The 14839-nt window shown below is 67.6% G+C and carries 18 protein-coding genes; 9 read left to right on the forward strand and 9 right to left on the reverse strand.

From position 1 onward, the window contains the following. Positions 1-154: 154 nt before the first annotated feature. Entirely contained in the window at positions 155-1723 is a 1569-nt protein-coding gene (locus AC3IMC_RS10280; protein WP_490918689.1) for a glycoside hydrolase family 32 protein, read from the forward strand. A gap of 6 nt (positions 1724-1729) precedes the next feature. Here the strand turns inward: AC3IMC_RS10280 and AC3IMC_RS10285 are convergent, their stop codons facing one another. The 4 genes from AC3IMC_RS10285 to AC3IMC_RS10300 form a co-directional block, all read right to left on the reverse strand. Beyond that, positions 1730-2470 carry an SDR family NAD(P)-dependent oxidoreductase gene (locus AC3IMC_RS10285; RefSeq protein ID WP_490918443.1) on the reverse strand — a complete coding sequence of 247 codons (741 nt, stop codon included), beginning with the start codon at positions 2468-2470 and terminating at the stop codon, positions 1730-1732. Between the two features lie 50 nt (positions 2471-2520). Then, positions 2521-2718 (reverse strand): hypothetical protein, encoded by a 198-nt coding sequence (locus AC3IMC_RS10290; protein ID WP_490918444.1) that lies wholly within the window; start codon positions 2716-2718, stop codon positions 2521-2523. A gap of 90 nt (positions 2719-2808) precedes the next feature. Beyond that, positions 2809-3633 (reverse strand): hypothetical protein, encoded by an 825-nt coding sequence (locus AC3IMC_RS10295; RefSeq protein ID WP_490918445.1) that lies wholly within the window; start codon positions 3631-3633, stop codon positions 2809-2811. Between the two features lie 120 nt (positions 3634-3753). Continuing rightward, positions 3754-4407: a cyclodeaminase/cyclohydrolase family protein gene (locus AC3IMC_RS10300; RefSeq protein ID WP_490918446.1), complete on the reverse strand. Its 654-nt coding sequence runs from the start codon at positions 4405-4407 to the stop codon at positions 3754-3756. Positions 4408-4478: 71 nt separating this feature from the next. Between AC3IMC_RS10300 and AC3IMC_RS10305 the strand changes: the two genes are divergently transcribed. Both AC3IMC_RS10305 and AC3IMC_RS10310 read left to right on the forward strand, forming a co-directional pair. Then, positions 4479-5258, forward strand: coding sequence for an alpha/beta hydrolase (locus AC3IMC_RS10305; RefSeq protein ID WP_490918448.1), 780 nt, complete (start codon positions 4479-4481; stop codon positions 5256-5258). 42 nt (positions 5259-5300) lie between these two features. Beyond that, positions 5301-6245, forward strand: coding sequence for a carbohydrate kinase family protein (locus tag AC3IMC_RS10310; RefSeq protein WP_490918449.1), 945 nt, complete (start codon positions 5301-5303; stop codon positions 6243-6245). 74 nt (positions 6246-6319) lie between these two features. Here AC3IMC_RS10310 and AC3IMC_RS10315 read toward each other — a convergent pair whose 3' ends face one another. Beyond that, entirely contained in the window at positions 6320-7498 is a 1179-nt protein-coding gene (locus AC3IMC_RS10315; protein ID WP_490918451.1) for an ABC transporter substrate-binding protein, read from the reverse strand. 278 nt (positions 7499-7776) lie between these two features. Here AC3IMC_RS10315 and AC3IMC_RS10320 point away from each other — a divergent pair, with 278 nt between their 5' ends. Next, entirely contained in the window at positions 7777-7923 is a 147-nt protein-coding gene (locus AC3IMC_RS10320) for a lmo0937 family membrane protein (RefSeq protein ID WP_221384591.1), read from the forward strand. 55 nt (positions 7924-7978) lie between these two features. On the opposite strand, the gene AC3IMC_RS10325 is transcribed toward AC3IMC_RS10320, so the two are convergent. Together AC3IMC_RS10325 and AC3IMC_RS10330 are read right to left on the reverse strand one after the other, a co-directional pair. Further along, the gene (locus AC3IMC_RS10325) at positions 7979-9277 is read right to left on the reverse strand and encodes a Y-family DNA polymerase (RefSeq protein WP_490918452.1); all 1299 of its coding nucleotides are present in this window, start codon (positions 9275-9277) and stop codon (positions 7979-7981) included. 8 nt (positions 9278-9285) lie between these two features. Beyond that, a complete protein-coding gene (locus AC3IMC_RS10330) occupies positions 9286-9717 on the reverse strand; it encodes a LexA family protein (protein ID WP_490918453.1) in 432 nt (143 codons plus the stop codon). A 160-nt stretch (positions 9718-9877) separates the two neighbouring features. Between AC3IMC_RS10330 and AC3IMC_RS10335 the strand changes: the two genes are divergently transcribed. From AC3IMC_RS10335 to AC3IMC_RS10350, 4 genes are all read left to right on the forward strand, one after another. Further along, positions 9878-10654 (forward strand): hypothetical protein, encoded by a 777-nt coding sequence (locus AC3IMC_RS10335; RefSeq protein WP_490918454.1) that lies wholly within the window; start codon positions 9878-9880, stop codon positions 10652-10654. Between the two features lie 83 nt (positions 10655-10737). Beyond that, on the forward strand, positions 10738-11556 hold the full coding sequence (locus AC3IMC_RS10340; protein WP_490918456.1) for an HAD family hydrolase: 819 nt from the start codon (positions 10738-10740) through the stop codon (positions 11554-11556). Positions 11557-11645: 89 nt separating this feature from the next. After that, positions 11646-11909: a hypothetical protein gene (locus AC3IMC_RS10345; protein WP_490918457.1), complete on the forward strand. Its 264-nt coding sequence runs from the start codon at positions 11646-11648 to the stop codon at positions 11907-11909. A gap of 54 nt (positions 11910-11963) precedes the next feature. Next, positions 11964-12776 (forward strand): glycerophosphodiester phosphodiesterase family protein, encoded by an 813-nt coding sequence (locus tag AC3IMC_RS10350; protein ID WP_490918459.1) that lies wholly within the window; start codon positions 11964-11966, stop codon positions 12774-12776. 68 nt (positions 12777-12844) lie between these two features. Here the strand turns inward: AC3IMC_RS10350 and AC3IMC_RS10355 are convergent, their stop codons facing one another. Then, complete coding sequence (locus tag AC3IMC_RS10355; RefSeq protein WP_490918461.1) at positions 12845-13279, reverse strand: hypothetical protein; 435 nt, start codon at positions 13277-13279, stop codon at positions 12845-12847. Between the two features lie 136 nt (positions 13280-13415). Here AC3IMC_RS10355 and AC3IMC_RS10360 point away from each other — a divergent pair, with 136 nt between their 5' ends. Next, on the forward strand, positions 13416-13652 hold the full coding sequence (locus AC3IMC_RS10360) for a DUF6480 family protein (RefSeq protein WP_490918462.1): 237 nt from the start codon (positions 13416-13418) through the stop codon (positions 13650-13652). A 44-nt stretch (positions 13653-13696) separates the two neighbouring features. Here AC3IMC_RS10360 and AC3IMC_RS10365 read toward each other — a convergent pair whose 3' ends face one another. Continuing rightward, positions 13697-14758, reverse strand: coding sequence for an EAL domain-containing protein (locus AC3IMC_RS10365; RefSeq protein ID WP_490918464.1), 1062 nt, complete (start codon positions 14756-14758; stop codon positions 13697-13699). Between the last annotated feature and the right edge of the window lie 81 nt (positions 14759-14839).

The following is a 14839-nucleotide window of genomic DNA, read 5'->3' on the forward strand; positions in this document are numbered from 1 at the left end:
CCCATTTTGCTGAAACGCTTGACCGGTCCAGCAGGCCCCGGGTATCTTCTCCTGCTTAAGCGCTTAATCAACAGGAGGATTCCGCGGGACCAGTGAGGGTTCCGCCGATCCCGGGCGCCCGGCGATGACGCCATCCCATGAGAGGAAGTCGATGATGACCCATGCCGTATCCCGCCGCCATGTCCTGCAGGGCACCGGAGCAGGAGCCCTCGCCCTGCTCGGCAGCGCCACCAGGCGCCCCGCCCCTGCCAAGGCGCAGAATTCCCTGCGTGCGCACTTCCATATGACGCCACCGTCGGGCTGGCTCTGTGATCCGCAGCGCCCGGTGTACGTTGGTGGCGCCCACCACCTGTACTACCTGCACTCCAGCACCAACAACGGGCAGGGCGGCTGGGACCATGCCACCACCACCGACGGAGTGGCCTTCAGCCACCAGGGCGTCGCGTTGCCGCTGCAGCCGGACTTTCCCGTCTGGTCCGGATCGGCAGTGGTGGACACCGCCAATTGCGCGGGCTTCGGCGCGGGCGCCATCATCGCGCTCGCCACCCAGCCCACGGACGGGATCCGCAAGTACCAGGAGCAGTATCTTTACTGGTCAACCGACGGCGGATACACCTTCTCCGCCCTGCCGGATCCGGTGATTCCCAATACCGACGGGCGGGCCGCCACCACGCACGCGGAGATCGACAACGCGGAGTGGTTCCGCGACCCGAAGATCCACTGGGATGCGGCACGCAACGAGTGGGTGTGCATCATCGGGCGCGCCCGGTACGCCGCCTTCTACACGTCCGCCAACCTGAGGGACTGGCAGCTGCAGCGCAATTTCGACTATCCGAACCACGCGCTGGGCGGCATCGAGTGCCCCGACCTCTTCGAGATGACAGCCGGCGACGGGACGCGGCACTGGGTGCTTGGCGCCAGCATGGATGCCTACAGCATTGGGATGCCCATGACCTACGCCTACTGGACGGGGACGTGGGACGGCGGCCAGTTCCTGGCCGACGACGTTGACAACCCGCAGTGGCTGGACTGGGGCTGGGACTGGTACGCGGCGGTGACATGGCCTTCTGTCGGCGCGCCGGACACGAAGCGATATGCGGTGGCGTGGATGAACAACTGGAAATACGCTGCGCGGGATGTGCCCACCGACGCCACCGACGGGTACAACGGACAGAACTCCATCGTCCGGGAGCTGCGCTTGGAACGCCAGCCCGGCGGCTGGTACAGCCTCCTGAGCAGCCCGGTCAGCGCGCTCGCCGGGTATGCCACCTCCACCACGGTGCTCCCCGACCGGACGGTGGATGGCAGTTCGGTCCTGCCGTGGAACGGGCGCGCCTATGAGCTGGAGCTGGACATCTCCTGGGGTTCCGCGGCGAACGTCGGGGTCTCGGTGGGCCGCTCCGCTGACGGCTCGCGGCACACAAATATCGGCAAGTACGGGGCCGACCTGTATGTTGACCGGGCCTCCTCGGACCTGGCCGGGTATTCCCTGGTGCCGTACACGCGGGCCGCGGCCCCTATTGATCCGGCTGCCCGGTCCATGCACCTGCGCATCTTCGTGGACATGCAAAGCGTGGAAGTATTCGTCAACGCCGGGCATACGGTGCTTTCGCAGCAGGTGCATTTTGCCGACGGTGATACCGGAATCTCCTTCTATACCGACGGCGGTCCGGCAACCTTTTCCGGGATCACTCTCCGGGAGTTCGCGGCGGTGGTTGCCTGACGCGCATCAGCGCAGCGCGTCCAGGGTGACCCCGGTGTGCTGTGCGAGCTGCGCCAGCAGTGCGTCCTGGAACGTGGGGTCGGTGGCGGCCGGGTGCGGCTTCTGCCGGTGCTGGTGGTACCAGTAGCCACCGCTGGCCAGCGCGGCCGGGTCGTCGCTGGTGGCCAGCCACTCCTGGGTGCGGTGGCCCAGTTCCAGGTTGTCCGGTGCCGACCGGCCGCCCATCCGGGTGGGCACCCAGCCGGGGTCGACGGCGTTGCTGGCGACGTGCGGCACCAGGCGGGCCACCGCTGCCGACAGCGCAGTGACGTGGAGCTTCGTGGTGGAGTAGGAGGCCGTCGTCGTCCGTCCTGACCAGTCCAGGCCGTCCAGGCCGGTGTCCCCGCCGCGGTGCATGCCGCTGCTCAGGTAGATGAGGCGGCGCGGCCCGGGGATGAGGGCGGTCAGCAGGTACGGGGCGACGACGTTGACGGGCAGCAGGGCCGGGCCGTCCAGGATTCCGGCGTTGTGGATGACAGCGTCGAGGCCGCCGATCCCGACGGCCTCGTTCGCGATCTGACGGACCTCCTCCTCGATGGCCAGATCCCCCACGACGCACTGCGCCCCCTGGTCCAGCAGGTGCTGCACCGCGGGGATGCGCCGGGAGGACCTGGCGTGCACGATCACCTCATGCCCGTCCCGCAGGAGCGATGCCGCGGCTGCCCGGCCCAGTCCGTCAGTCGATCCGGTGATGAAGACGCGTGCCATGCGGGGCCCTCCCGTTCGTGGATTTGACCCCACGCTACTCCAGGGCGGGCTTAAGGCCGTTTCCGGCGAAGGAACAGCGCCAGCAATACTCCGAAGGCAAGGAACAACAGGCCCACTGCCAGCTTGCCGGTATCGACACCGGGGCTTCCCGGCCCGCTGTCAGCTGCGTTGGCGGCGACACCACCTAAGACCAAGAGGCCGCCTGCGAGGACGGTTCCGAGCAGGTACCTGCGAATGGTGCGATTCATCATGGGAGAGTTCTCCTGAAAAGTTGGTTTGGGCTTATTGGTCAGCCCGGAGTCGGCTCGGTTTCCGCTAGGGACGCGGAGGTGCCGCAACTAGTCAGGAGATGAACCGGGGTCGAAGGACACCGGTGCGGGGGGAGCGAGCAAACGGCCTTGGGCGGCGGTGGTGCCAGCCACTGCAGCAGGGAATCGATGTGAGCACATCCAGGCAGGCGCCGCCGGGTCATTGCCACCGGATGAGTTGCTTCCGCCAGCGGCGCCGGGCAGGGCAGACGGCACGTCCGACGGCATGCGGAACGGGGCGCCGCCCGGGCCCGCCTTTGGGACCAGGGCCGTTGCGGCTGCAGGCTTCAGCCCCGAGTCACAGGCAGGGCCGGGGTTGGACAGCACGCGGTGGCTGAGGGGAGGGGCGGAGGCGATTTCGGGGCCGGCATTCGCCTGCTGCGGTTCGGCGGCCCGGGAAGGCGCGTCCTCACCGGGCAGCGGGATGGCGGCAGGAGGGGCAGGTGCCGCCGTCGGGGGAGCGGCCGGTGTGACCACGGGCAGGGGAACAGTGTTGATGACCGGGTCAAGGACAGGCTGAAGGGGTTCGAGGACTGTATCCGCCAAAGGAACGGCAGTGGCCACTGTCCCGCCGACGACGCTGTTCACGGCGTCAACGGGATCCGCTGCTGCCGCCACCGTTCCTGCCGGCACGGCCGTGGTGACCACCGGAACAGTCTGAACCAGTTGGTCGGCCAAACCGGCGGTGCTGGTGACTGAGCTCAACGTAGTTCCGGCAGTTCCCAGGAGCGGGTCGCTGGAAGTGGAAGAGTCGGCGGACGCGCCCGTGGCGGACAGAGCCACCCACGCGGCTACTGCGGCCACGGCGATCAGAAGGGGGCGAAGAAACGCCCAGGCGCCCGGTTTCGACTTCACTTAGTACGCCTCCCCCCGGGCATAGGTGCAATCAGTGCTATCCACCATAGGCGCAGGTCAGAGGCAGAGTCCAAGCGGCGGGACTACCGGGAGCATGGCGCTCCGAGTGCCCGGCAAGGGTCAGACGGCGTCCGTCGGGGCCGCGCGGTGGTCGATGTCTGCGGCCAGGGTGTCAATGCGGTCCATGGCTGCGTTGAGCTTTTCGACGGCGGCCCACAGCTCGGGCTGCTGCTCCCGGACCTGCTCCAGGCTGGTTCCTGCCGAGCGGAGCGACCCGAGGTCGAAGCTGACGTTGGTGCGCGCACCTGCCACCGCGGCACGGAGGGCGCCGAAGGCGACGACGACGTCTGCAACCAGCGCACGGTTGCCTTTGGTTGCGAGCCAGGCGAGGTCTTCGATGGCCTCGATGGCGCGTTCGCCCAGGACCGCGGAGGATGCGGCGGCTTCCAGGGAGGCGTTGCGGATGGCTTCATCCCGCTCCGGCCCAGGCTCGAGGCGGAACGCGGCCCCGAACGCTTTGGAGGCGGAGGCATCTTCGTCGGCCAGGCGCAGGGCTTCCCGGCGCAGCGCCCGGGCGCGGTCCCGGATCCGGCCAGGCTCCCCGCCGTCGTCCCCGCTGCTGCCTTCGCTGTAGCCGGCGACCATCGAGGTCAGCGACGCCGCCATCGCCAGCATCAGGCCCGTTCCCGCCCCGCCGCCGGGCGACCCGGTGGACTCCGCCAGCGCGCGCGTCCATTCCTCAACCGTCGATTCCTGCGTGGTCACTTCTTCCATGTCCTCAGCCGTGCCCATAAAGGAGGGCCGCTAAACGAAGCGGCTGGAAGGCAACCCTGTAGTCTCGGCACATGGTGCAGCGGCATAGGTATGACTACGGCCCCGACCCCAGCCAGTGGGGCGAGCTGTTCCTGCCGGATATTCCGGCTGGAGCCACGCACCACGGCGTGGTGGTGGTGATCCACGGCGGCTACTGGCGCTCAACTTACGGTGCAGAGCTGGGGGAGCCGCTGGCGAAGGACCTGGCGGAGCACGGCATGGCCGCCTGGAACCTGGAGTACCGCCGGGCGGGCAACGGCGGGGGCTGGCCCGGGACCTTCCAGGACATCCTGGCGGGCATCGACAAGCTCGGAGACCTCGCGGAGTCGCACAACCTGGACCTGGGTAGCGTAGTGGCGCTGGGGCATTCGGCAGGCGGGCACCTTTCCGTGTGGGCCGCGGGGCGGGGCCGGTTGGTTGAGCTGGGCGTCCGGGACATTAGCGACGGCGTCCGGCTCACCGGGGTGGTGAGCCAGTCCGGCGTCCTCAACCTGGCCGAGGCCGAACGCCTTAACCTCAGCAAGGGTGCCGTCCGTAACCTGCTGGGTGGACCGTCGTCGGAATTCCCCGAACGGCACCGCTGCGCCGACCCCATGGCCGCGCTGCCGCTGGACGTCCCGGTCTACGCCGTCCACGCCGAGCACGACGAGGACGTGCCCCTCAGCCTGTCCATGACATACGTGGAAGCGGGCCGGCGCGGGCCCGTCCCGCCGGAACTTGTGGTGGTCCCCGGCGACCACTTCGCCCTGATCGATGTAACAACCCAGGCTTATGCCACATGCCGGGAGCTGGTCCGCGGGCTGCTCCGCTGACACGAACTGCTCCGCGGCCGCTGTTTCTGGCAGAGTATGAGCATGCTCACAGTAATTGGCGAAGGCCTTGTCGACGTTGTCCAGCGCGCCTCCGGGATCGAGGCCCACGTGGGCGGCAGCCCGCTCAACGTCGCGGTGGGCCTGGCCCGGCTTGACCACCCCGTCCAGTTCATCGGCCGCTACGGCCGCGACGCCTACGGGGACGCCGTGGCCGCGCACCTGCGGTCCAGTTCCGTGATGCTGCCGGTTCCGCCGGATGAGCTGCCCACCAGCGTGGCCACCGCACTGATTGACGACGACGGCGCCGCCACCTACACCTTCGACCTCGCCTGGGAACTTCCCGGCCTCACCGACCGGATCGGCTTCATGCTGCAGGGCACCACCCTGCTGCACACCGGCTCCATCGCCACGATGCTGGCGCCGGGTGCCACCGAGGTGCTGGCCGCCGTCGAATATGCGCACCCGTCCGCCACCATCAGCTTCGACCCCAACTGCCGGCCCAGCATCATCACCGACGTGGACTATGCCCGCCGCCAGGTGGAAAAGTTCGTGGCCCTCTCCGACGTGGTCAAGGCCTCCGACGAGGACCTCGCCTGGCTCTACCCCGGGCAGGACGTGCTGGACTCGGCACGTAAATGGCTGGCCATGGGTGGCGAAGAGGGACCGGCGCTGGTGGTGGTCACCCGCGGCGCGGAGGGCCCTTGGGGCGCCTGCCGGGCCGGCGAAGCCTCCGTTCCCGCACCCACCGTGGAGGTGGCCGACACCGTAGGCGCGGGCGACTCGTTCATGGCGGCCCTCCTCTCCGGCCTGGTGGACCGGGAACTCGACGGCGCCCAGAACCGCCAGGACCTGCGCGACCTTCCGGCGGAGACGCTGGCCGAACTGCTGGAACATGCTGCCCGCGCGGCCGCCGTCACGGTCTCCCGCCCGGGCGCCAACCCTCCCACCCGCGCGGAGCTGCACGGAGTGGTGGCCGAAGAGGGCTAGGGCCAAACGATTGCTCCGCAGATGCCGTTTTGAGCGTTCAAAAGGACATTTACGGAGCAATCGATGGGGTGGGCCTACTCCTTTCCGAGTCCCGCTGCCGGTGTCTTCACGTTCGTGACGCTGTTGAGGGCTCGCAGGTCGAAGATGCCGCTGATGTCGGCCTGCTTGGTGGTGCCGGCCGTGACACCGTCGGCGAGGAGCTTCTGGTAGGTCCCGGCCAGCGGATCCACCGTGAACACGATGTTCTTCAAGGACCGGTCAATCACGTCGGCTTTGAGCTCCGCGCCGGCAGCTTCCTTCAGCGCTGCATTGATCACGCCGGCTTTCTCGGAGTCGGACGCCTTATTCAGCCACTCAACCGACTTCACGTGGCCTTTCAGGAGCGCCTTGACGGTGTCCGGATGGTCTGCGGCGAATTTCTGGTTCACGATCAGGATGGTGGTGGGGAACTCGCCCGGTTTGCCGGTCAGCGAGCCGTCCCACAGGTCCTTCTCGTCCACCAGCACCTTCGCTCCCGCGGTCAGTACGAGCCTTGACGCCCACGGTTCAGGCAACCATGCGCCGTCGATCTTTCCGTCCTGAAACAGCTTCAGGGTCTGGGCATTCTCGGTGGGGTTGATGGCCACATCGCCGCTGCCGTCCACGTTGGTCTTGTAGCCCTGCGCGGTGAGCCAGGCGCGGAGTGCCACATCCTGCGTGCCGCCAAGCTGCGGGGAGGCGAGGATTTTGCCCTTGAGGTCGGCCGCCGAGCTGATCTCCGGCTTGACCACCAGCTGGGCGCCGCCGGCGGCAGCGCCGGCGATGATGTTCACCGACTCGCCGCCGCTCTTGACGAACGAGTTGATGGCCGGGTTGGGGCCGATGTAGGTGGCATCAATGGCGCCGGCATTCAGCGCCTCGATAGCGGCGGGGCCGGCGTTGAACACCTGCGTGCTGAGGCTCGTGCTGCCCAGTTCATCGGCGATGAAACCCTTGCTGACACCCACCAGGGCGGGGGCATGGGTGACGTTGCCGAAATAGCCGAGCTTCAGCTCCGCGGCGGGGCTTCCGGATGGAGCAGCCTCCTGGGTGGCGGCCGGGGTGCCGCTGTTGACGGAAGAGGCGACGGCGACGCCCCCGCCAATGAGCGCCAGGACGGCTGCGGCGATGCCGATCTTCAGGCCAACAGGGCGCTTCGGCCGGGCCGGCTCACCGGCGACGATACGGGTGGAACCTTGCTGGTTCCGGGGACTCTTGTCCTGCTGGTTTGCCATGGGGAAATCCTTTGCTGGGGCGGATGCTGAGACGAGGTTACGGAGCACCCATTCGCCCCACAATCACCTCCGTAGCAGGCGTTCACCGGACGACGCGAACGCTCAACGCGGCGTCGCGGAGCGTCAAAAAACGTCGCGCAGCGTCTTCGTCCGGCAGTGGCACGCCTGCCTGTCATTCAAGTGGAAGGCGTCAGCGGGAACCGGCCCTGATTTGTTCGGCGCGGTGGTGGGTACGTACGCGGCATGGGGGCAATGGAAAACTCATCAAGGAGACGCTCATGTTGCTTTGGATCGCTATTATCATCGCCGTTCTCTGGCTTCTCGGACTGCTCGCTAACATCGGCGGCGGCCTTATCCACATCCTTCTGGTCGTCGCGGTTGTCGTCCTGATCTTCCACTTCCTCCGCGGCAGGTCCCGCGTCTAGGCATGGCCAGCGTCCCCGCCGCCAGCCGGTGCGCCGGCGGCGGGACGCCAGCATGTCAGGCCGCCTTCACCAGGGGCAGTTCGTCCCAGTGCGTGGTGTACCGCGGCGAGCACATGTCCCGCTTCATGGTCCAGTCCAGGCCGGACCTGATGCCTGCATGGCCCAGGCCGATTGAGCCGCGCCCAAAACGGCGGCTCACATCCTCCAGCAGCGGCCCGATGCCGCGCTCCTCATGCCGGTTCTCGAACAGCTCCAGCGGCGGCTGGTTGCCGCTGGGCCGCAGGTCAGTAAGCATCAGGCCGGCCTTGGCATACTTGAGCCCGTCCCGGATGCTCGGCAGCAGCGCATGCGCGGCCTTGGTCAGCAGAAGCGGGTCGGCTGTGGGCATCGGGAGGGAAACACACACGGACGGGTAGGCCTGTTCGTGGTTCCTGAAGGGCGACGTGGCGGCGTAAGCGGTCAGGACTTTCGCCTGGAGTCCGTGCTTCGAGAGCCTGGCGCTGGCCTGCTGCCCATAAATGCTGAGCACCTCCCGCAGGCCTGCAGCGGTGGTCACCGGCGTGGCGAAGGAGCGGGAGAAGATCAGCTGGTCACGGCCAATGCGTTCCTCCTCCATGGGAATGCAGGCAGTTCCGCGCAGTTCCAGGACCGTGCGCATCAGCACCACCGAGAACCTGTCCCTGATCGCCACCGGGTCGGCTCGGACGAGGTCCAGCACGGTGAAGATCCCCATGGCGTTCAGGCGTTTGGACAGTGGGCCGGCGATGCCCCAGACCTCGTCCACTGGCAGCCGGGCCATCAGAGCCTCCCGCGCGCCAGGCGGGACGGACTCCCAGAGGCAGACGCCGCCGAACGCGGCATTGTTCTTGGCCCACTTGTTGCACAGCTTGGCGAGCGTTTTGGTGGGGGCGATTCCGACGCAGACCGGCACCCCCACGTTCCGGCGGACAGCATCCTTCATCCTGCGCCCCAGGGCCAGCAGCTGGTCCGGCCCACCTTTGACGCCCAGGAACGCCTCGTCGATGCTGTAGACCTCCAGCCACGCCGAGTACCTCCCCAGCAGTTCCATCACCCGGGCACTGATGTCGCCATACAGCTCGTAGTTGCTGGACCTGGCCACCAGCCCCCACTCCTTGGCCCGCGGTGCGATCTTGAACCAGGGCTCGCCTGTGGCAATGCCAAGCGCCTTGGCCTCGGGGGAGCGCGTGACGGCGCACCCGTCATTGTTCGACAGCACCACCAGGGGCCTGCCCTCCAGGGACGGATCGAACGCGCGCTCCGCGGAGGCGTAGAAGCAGTTGACGTCCACGTGGGCGATCTGCGGCAGCTGCCGCATGATGGCAGGCCTAGCCATTACCGCACTCACACGTGGTGCAGGCACCTGGTGGCAACGCCCCAGATGGTCAGCTCGGACAGTGCGGCCACGCGGATATCCGGATACTTCGGGTTCTCCGCCTGGAGGACGACGCCTGCGGGCGTGATCCGCAGGCGTTTGACCGTCAGTTCGCCGTCAAGGACCGCCACCACCACCGAACCGTCCTTGGGCTCCAGCGCACGGTTCACGATGAGTTCGTCGCCGTCGCTGATGCCGGCGCCCTCCATCGAACTTCCGGTCACCCTCACCACGTAGGTGCTGGTGATGTCCTTGATGAGGTGCGCGTTCAGGTCGATCCGGCCGTCGAAATAGTCCTGCGCCGGGGACGGAAACCCCGCCGCGACAGCCACCGGTGAGATCAGCACCGAGAACAACGAGGCGCCCGCATCTATCACGCGGGGACCGACAATAACGCCCACAACACACCTCTATTCGAAAATATGTTCGATAAGTTCAGTGTAGCTCCGGCCGCTGACAAGGGCACCCCTCCGGCGGGGCTGGAATGGGCGCCGGCGTGCGAAGGGGGCTGGGACGCTTGGGGCTAGGCTGGGACTATTGCCGGCTTTTGGGGGGAAGCGGATGCGAAGTGTGGAATTGTGGCTGGTCCCGGCGGTGCTGCTCGGTGCGTTGACCGGGTGCGAGTACAGCGGCCCGCCGGATCCGCGCGCCTCGGAGCTGGAGGAGATGCGGAACTGGTCCGCGCAGCAGTTGCAGCCCGCAGTGCCGGGCCAGTTCGCCGGTTCCACCAGTTCCAACACCACCGTCAGCTTTGGCTTTGCCGCGAAGCAGGGCAGCTATGAAGTGCACTTCATCTGTGACGGGCCCGCCGAGACCCAACTCTCGCTCGCCACCGACGCCGGCGCCGAGGTCCTCGCCCCGGCACAGGTTCCCTGTGACGGGAACATCTTCAAGGCGCAGGTGGCGCTCGCCGCCCAGGGGGTGGAGTTCATCATGAGCCCCGGCGGCGGCACGGAAGGCAGGTACGCGTTCAGGCTGGTTCCCGCGCAGCAGGAGCTGCCCACCACGTTGCTCCACAGCGCCGGCGGCCAGAAGGCCATCGTCCATTCGGGGCAGTGGTCAGCCCCGCGTGTGCCGGCCCAGCTCAAGGGAACCCTGGGCAACGACGGCGCCGGCTGCGTCATCCTGCTGGCCGAAGGTGGTGACGACTACACGTTGATCTTCCCCGAAGGGTCGCGGTTCGACGGCGAAACCCTGCTCCTGCCCGCCGGGCCGCCGCTCTCCGCCGGAAGCCGCATGTCGCTCGGGGGTGCCCGCGTGGCCGCGAACGAAAGCCTGAGCATGTGCCTGAACTACGGCAGGCTCCTGTCGGTGGATACAGCTGCTGTCCTTCCCTGACGCCCGGACCGCCCGTCCTGCCTTCGTCCACAGCACCGCACTGGAACGCACGACGGCGGCGGAACCCCACGTAGACTTGCAGGATGCGGCTGGTTGCAAGCGATATTGACGGAACGATCCTCGGGCATGACGGAAAAATCAGCCCGCGCACTGTCCGCGCCTTCCACGCCTGCCGTGATGCCGGCGTCGAACTCGTCTTCGTTACCGGCCGGCCGCCGCGGTGGCTGCACCCGCTTGAGGAACAGCTGGACCATACGGGCCGCGTGATCTGTTCCAACGGCGCGGTGGTCTGGGACCTCGAGGCGGACCGCCTGGTCTCCGCCCGCACCCTCGCCCTCGATGCTGTCCTGGAGGCGCGCCGCATCATCAAGAAGCTTCGCCCGGCTGCGCTGTTCGCCGCCGAGACGCTCACCCGGTTCCACCTCGAACCCGGCTTCATCGAGAACGAATCCAGCGAGTTGCTGGCCGAATTCACCCCGGCGCCGCTGGCTGAAACCCTGGCCGGCGACGATGCCGTGGTGAAATTCCTCGCGATCGTCCGCGACGGCACGCCGGACGAATTCCTCGCCGAAGTGGGTCCCGCCGTCGAACACCTGGCTGCCGCCACCCACTCCTCGCCCGGCGTCGCCATGCTCGAGCTGTGCGTGCCAGGGGTCAACAAAGCTGTGACGCTGGCCGAGTACGCCGCGGGGCTGGGAATCGACGCCGCTGACGTGGTGGCGTTCGGCGACATGCCCAACGACATTGAGATGCTGCGCTGGGCCGGACACGGCTACGCCATGGCCAGCGGCCATCCGGATGCCATCCGGGCCGCGGACCGGCAGGCGCCGCATTTTGACGACGACGGCGTGGCCCAGGTTCTGGAGGCCCGGCTCGCCGCCCTCGGCGTCCAGTTTTCCTGATTCTTCCAGCCGGCGCTCACCTGGCGTTTACCTTCCTCCCCTAGCGTGAACCGGAGCAGGCACCGTCCTGCGCTCGAAGGGGGTTACCGATGGCAAGGAATGCCAAGCAGCATGCGGCGGACGTCCCGCTGCGCAAAGCAACGCCCGCTCCGCACTGGAAACAGCTGCGCCAGGGCGACCGGGTCCGCGTCCTGCTCTCCCCGGGCTTTGAGGCGGGCGGCATCGTGGACACCGTCACCGCGGACCACACGGCGGTCTGGGTCCACCTCGACGGAGGCCGGGGCCGGACGCTGCTGCACTGCGCAGACGGCGTGGACATCGTCCCCTGCGGAGAGACCGGCTGCCGGGACTGACCGCCGGGACGGTTTGCTGATAATGGCGCGGCAGGTCCGCGGTACGCTCGCAGTGTGACCCTGCCCTTCTTCCAGCACCCGGACGGCGACGGCCGGCAGCTTCCGATCGCCATGGCCCACCGCGGGTTCTCCGCTGAGGGGCTGGAAAACTCCATGGCTGCGTTCCGCGCCGGCGCCGACCTGGGCTTCCGGTACCTGGAAACAGACGTGCACACAACGGCCGACGGCGTGCTGCTGCTTTTCCACGACGAGACGCTGAACCGCGTTACGGACGGCCGCGGCAAGGTGGCGGAGCTGGCGGCCGGGGACGTGGCGCGCGCCAGGATCAACGGCCGCGAGCCCATTCCGACGTTCGACGAGCTGGTCACCGAACTCCCCGATGCCCGGCTGAACCTCGACGTCAAGGAGTGGGGCTCGGTCCGCAGCACCGCCGCGGCCATTGAGCGGCACCAGGTGCACCACCGGGTGCTGGTCGCCAGCTTTTCGGACCGGCGGCGGCGGGCAGTGCTGAAGCTGCTCAGCCAGCCGGTGGCATCATCGGCGGGGGTGGGCTCCAACGCCCTGTTCACGTTCCTGGGGCCGCTGCTTCCCGGCCCGCTTTTCCGGCCGCTGATGCGGTGGGTCCTCCGCGACGTCCACGCCCTGCAGGTGCCCGTACGCTACGGGCGCATCCCCGTGGTCACCCCCGGCTTCATCCGCCGCGCACATTCCCTGGATCTGGCGGTACACGTCTGGACGATCAATGACACCGAGGAGATGCACCGCCTCCTGCACCTGGGCGTGGACGGCATTGTCACGGACCGGGCGGACCTGCTCCGTGAGGTGCTCATGGAGCGGGGAGAATGGCCGGGCCAGCCATCCGCCTGAATCCGCTCCTGGCCAATACCCGGCCGCCGCTGGTTCCACCCAGCGCCGGCCGGCTTGCCCCGGTCGGCCTAACTCCGTCCCGTGCTGGTGGACGGGTCCTGGTCGCCCTCGGTGGGATCGGCCCGCAGCTCATCCGGATTGCTCTCCGGAAGCCCGCCGGACCCCCGGACGCTGCCTCCTGACCTTGCCGTACCGCCAGGTGCGGCCGCGTCTCCGGCCAGGGCGCCGCCGTCGTTCCCGGCGTCTGTATCTGTCTCATCCGTGTCCCCGCCCAGCGGACTGCTGGACACTGGGCCTGGCGCCGCGCCCGCCTTCAGGCCGGGAGCCTTCTGCTTCTCCGCCTCCATGGCGTTCGAGCCCTCGCTCAGGGACGAGTGGACCTCCACGTCGTCATTGGGGTCCGTGGGATCGGGTACGTCCAATTTCTCCGTGGGCTTGGATGTCCCGGCCAGATCCTCCATGGCGTTCTCCGCTGCCTTGCCGATGCTGTCGCCGATTCCCATGTGACTGCTCCTTCCGAGATCACCGGCCGTCGCCCCAGCGGCGCCCGGCCCTACTCCTCCAGAATTATCAGCATGCTTACAATTAGTCCAGAGCTGGGGCACCGGACCGCAGCCGGAGAGGAAGGACAGAAGCACCGTGAGCACTTACCATCCGGAAAATGATCCGGCGAACCCTGACCGGCCAGGCAAGGACGACGTTGGCGCGGCCCAGTCCGACCTCCACCGGCAGCCCAGCAGGGAGGCGGGCGGCTCGCCCAACCCCGATCCGGCCCAAGGCAACATCACGGGCTTGGAGCCGGGCGGGGGAGTGCCCCCGGGGGAGACGCCGCCGGCGGAGGACCAGATGAGCCGGGACCAGGGCCACTCCGAATAGGTCACCACTACGGGCGGGGGCTTACCGCTCCCGCCCGTAGTACGTCACGATTCTTTGCCCTGCCTGACGGTCCTCAAATCTTCGGGGCCGGGGAGGTGCCGCTTGAGCCCGTCCAGGTCCAGCTTGCTGTTCCAGTTGGCCCAGTCCTCCGGGCGCACCGAGGGGCGGCCCAGCAGGTAGCCCTGGCCGGCGCTGACGCCCAGTTCCGTGAGGACCCTGAGTTCGCCCACGGTTTCGATGCCTTCGGCGACGAGCGTGATGCCGATTTGGTCCGTGAAGTCGACCAGGCAGGCAGCCAGTGCATGCTGCAGGCCGTCGGTGTCGACGCCGCTGATGACGTTGCGGCCCACTTTGAGGAAGTCGGGCCGCAGGTGGATCATCCGGCTGAGCGCGCCCGCCCCGGTGTGGGTGTCGTCCACGGCGATCCGCAGCCCTCTTTCGCGCAGCGGATTAATCGCAGAGATGAACTGCAGGTACTCCTCTTCGGGAATGTCCTCAGTCAATTCGAGGACCACCCGGTTAATGGGGAGTTCAATATGGTCGAATAGCTCGGGAAGCCGTGGGTCCAGGCAGGACGTCGGGGAAATGTTGAGTGACACGTACAGGTTCCCGGGCAGGTTGCGCGCGGCGGCGGCGGCCGATCCCAGCGCCGAGAATTCCAGGTTGGCCCCCAGACCCACCGCATTTGCCTCGGCAAACCACAATTCGGCAGCCGCGCCGTCGTCGCTGACGAAACGCGAAAGGGCTTCGGCCCCCACCACACCTTTTCCTTCCAGGCCGTAAATGGGCTGGAACGCGGTCATCAGCATCTGGTTCTCCAGCAGGGCGCTGATGCGGGACATGCTGCGGATGGCATCAAGCTGCTCCGCGAACTGCGGCGGCAGGGCGGGGGGCGTCAGGCGCGTATCCCGGCCACTCTCCGGTGTCTCCGCGGTATCGGCGTCGCTCCGGCGGGATTCCAGGAGGTACTCCAGCAATGCCCGTTCAGGCACGCCCGGATTCTCATCGAGGCTGTTGCTCAGGCGCTGCCGGACTGCGGCTCCCGCGGGATCCGTGTCCGCCAATACGGCGGCAATAATTCCCCATGCCTGTACTCGAACCGACATTAGCTACGCCCCCAGTTGACGAAGTAATGACCCTATGGCCCAATTAATGTTCAAATTTCCAAACGCCCTATAAAAGTCCGG

Source organism: Arthrobacter sp. E70 (genome assembly GCF_058266945.1).

Coding starts and splice junctions, on each gene's coding strand:
- AC3IMC_RS10280 (WP_490918689.1), top strand. CDS start 155: ATGACCCATGCCGTATCCCGCCGCCATGTCCTGCAGGGCACCGGAGCA.
- AC3IMC_RS10285 (WP_490918443.1), bottom strand. CDS start 2,470: ATGGCACGCGTCTTCATCACCGGATCGACTGACGGACTGGGCCGGGCA.
- AC3IMC_RS10290 (WP_490918444.1), bottom strand. CDS start 2,718: ATGAATCGCACCATTCGCAGGTACCTGCTCGGAACCGTCCTCGCAGGC.
- AC3IMC_RS10300 (WP_490918446.1), bottom strand. CDS start 4,407: ATGGAAGAAGTGACCACGCAGGAATCGACGGTTGAGGAATGGACGCGC.
- AC3IMC_RS10305 (WP_490918448.1), top strand. CDS start 4,479: ATGGTGCAGCGGCATAGGTATGACTACGGCCCCGACCCCAGCCAGTGG.
- AC3IMC_RS10310 (WP_490918449.1), top strand. CDS start 5,301: ATGCTCACAGTAATTGGCGAAGGCCTTGTCGACGTTGTCCAGCGCGCC.
- AC3IMC_RS10315 (WP_490918451.1), bottom strand. CDS start 7,498: ATGGCAAACCAGCAGGACAAGAGTCCCCGGAACCAGCAAGGTTCCACC.
- AC3IMC_RS10320 (WP_221384591.1), top strand. CDS start 7,777: ATGTTGCTTTGGATCGCTATTATCATCGCCGTTCTCTGGCTTCTCGGA.
- AC3IMC_RS10325 (WP_490918452.1), bottom strand. CDS start 9,277: ATGGCTAGGCCTGCCATCATGCGGCAGCTGCCGCAGATCGCCCACGTG.
- AC3IMC_RS10335 (WP_490918454.1), top strand. CDS start 9,878: ATGCGAAGTGTGGAATTGTGGCTGGTCCCGGCGGTGCTGCTCGGTGCG.
- AC3IMC_RS10340 (WP_490918456.1), top strand. CDS start 10,738: ATGCGGCTGGTTGCAAGCGATATTGACGGAACGATCCTCGGGCATGAC.
- AC3IMC_RS10345 (WP_490918457.1), top strand. CDS start 11,646: ATGGCAAGGAATGCCAAGCAGCATGCGGCGGACGTCCCGCTGCGCAAA.
- AC3IMC_RS10355 (WP_490918461.1), bottom strand. CDS start 13,279: ATGGGAATCGGCGACAGCATCGGCAAGGCAGCGGAGAACGCCATGGAG.
- AC3IMC_RS10365 (WP_490918464.1), bottom strand. CDS start 14,758: ATGTCGGTTCGAGTACAGGCATGGGGAATTATTGCCGCCGTATTGGCG.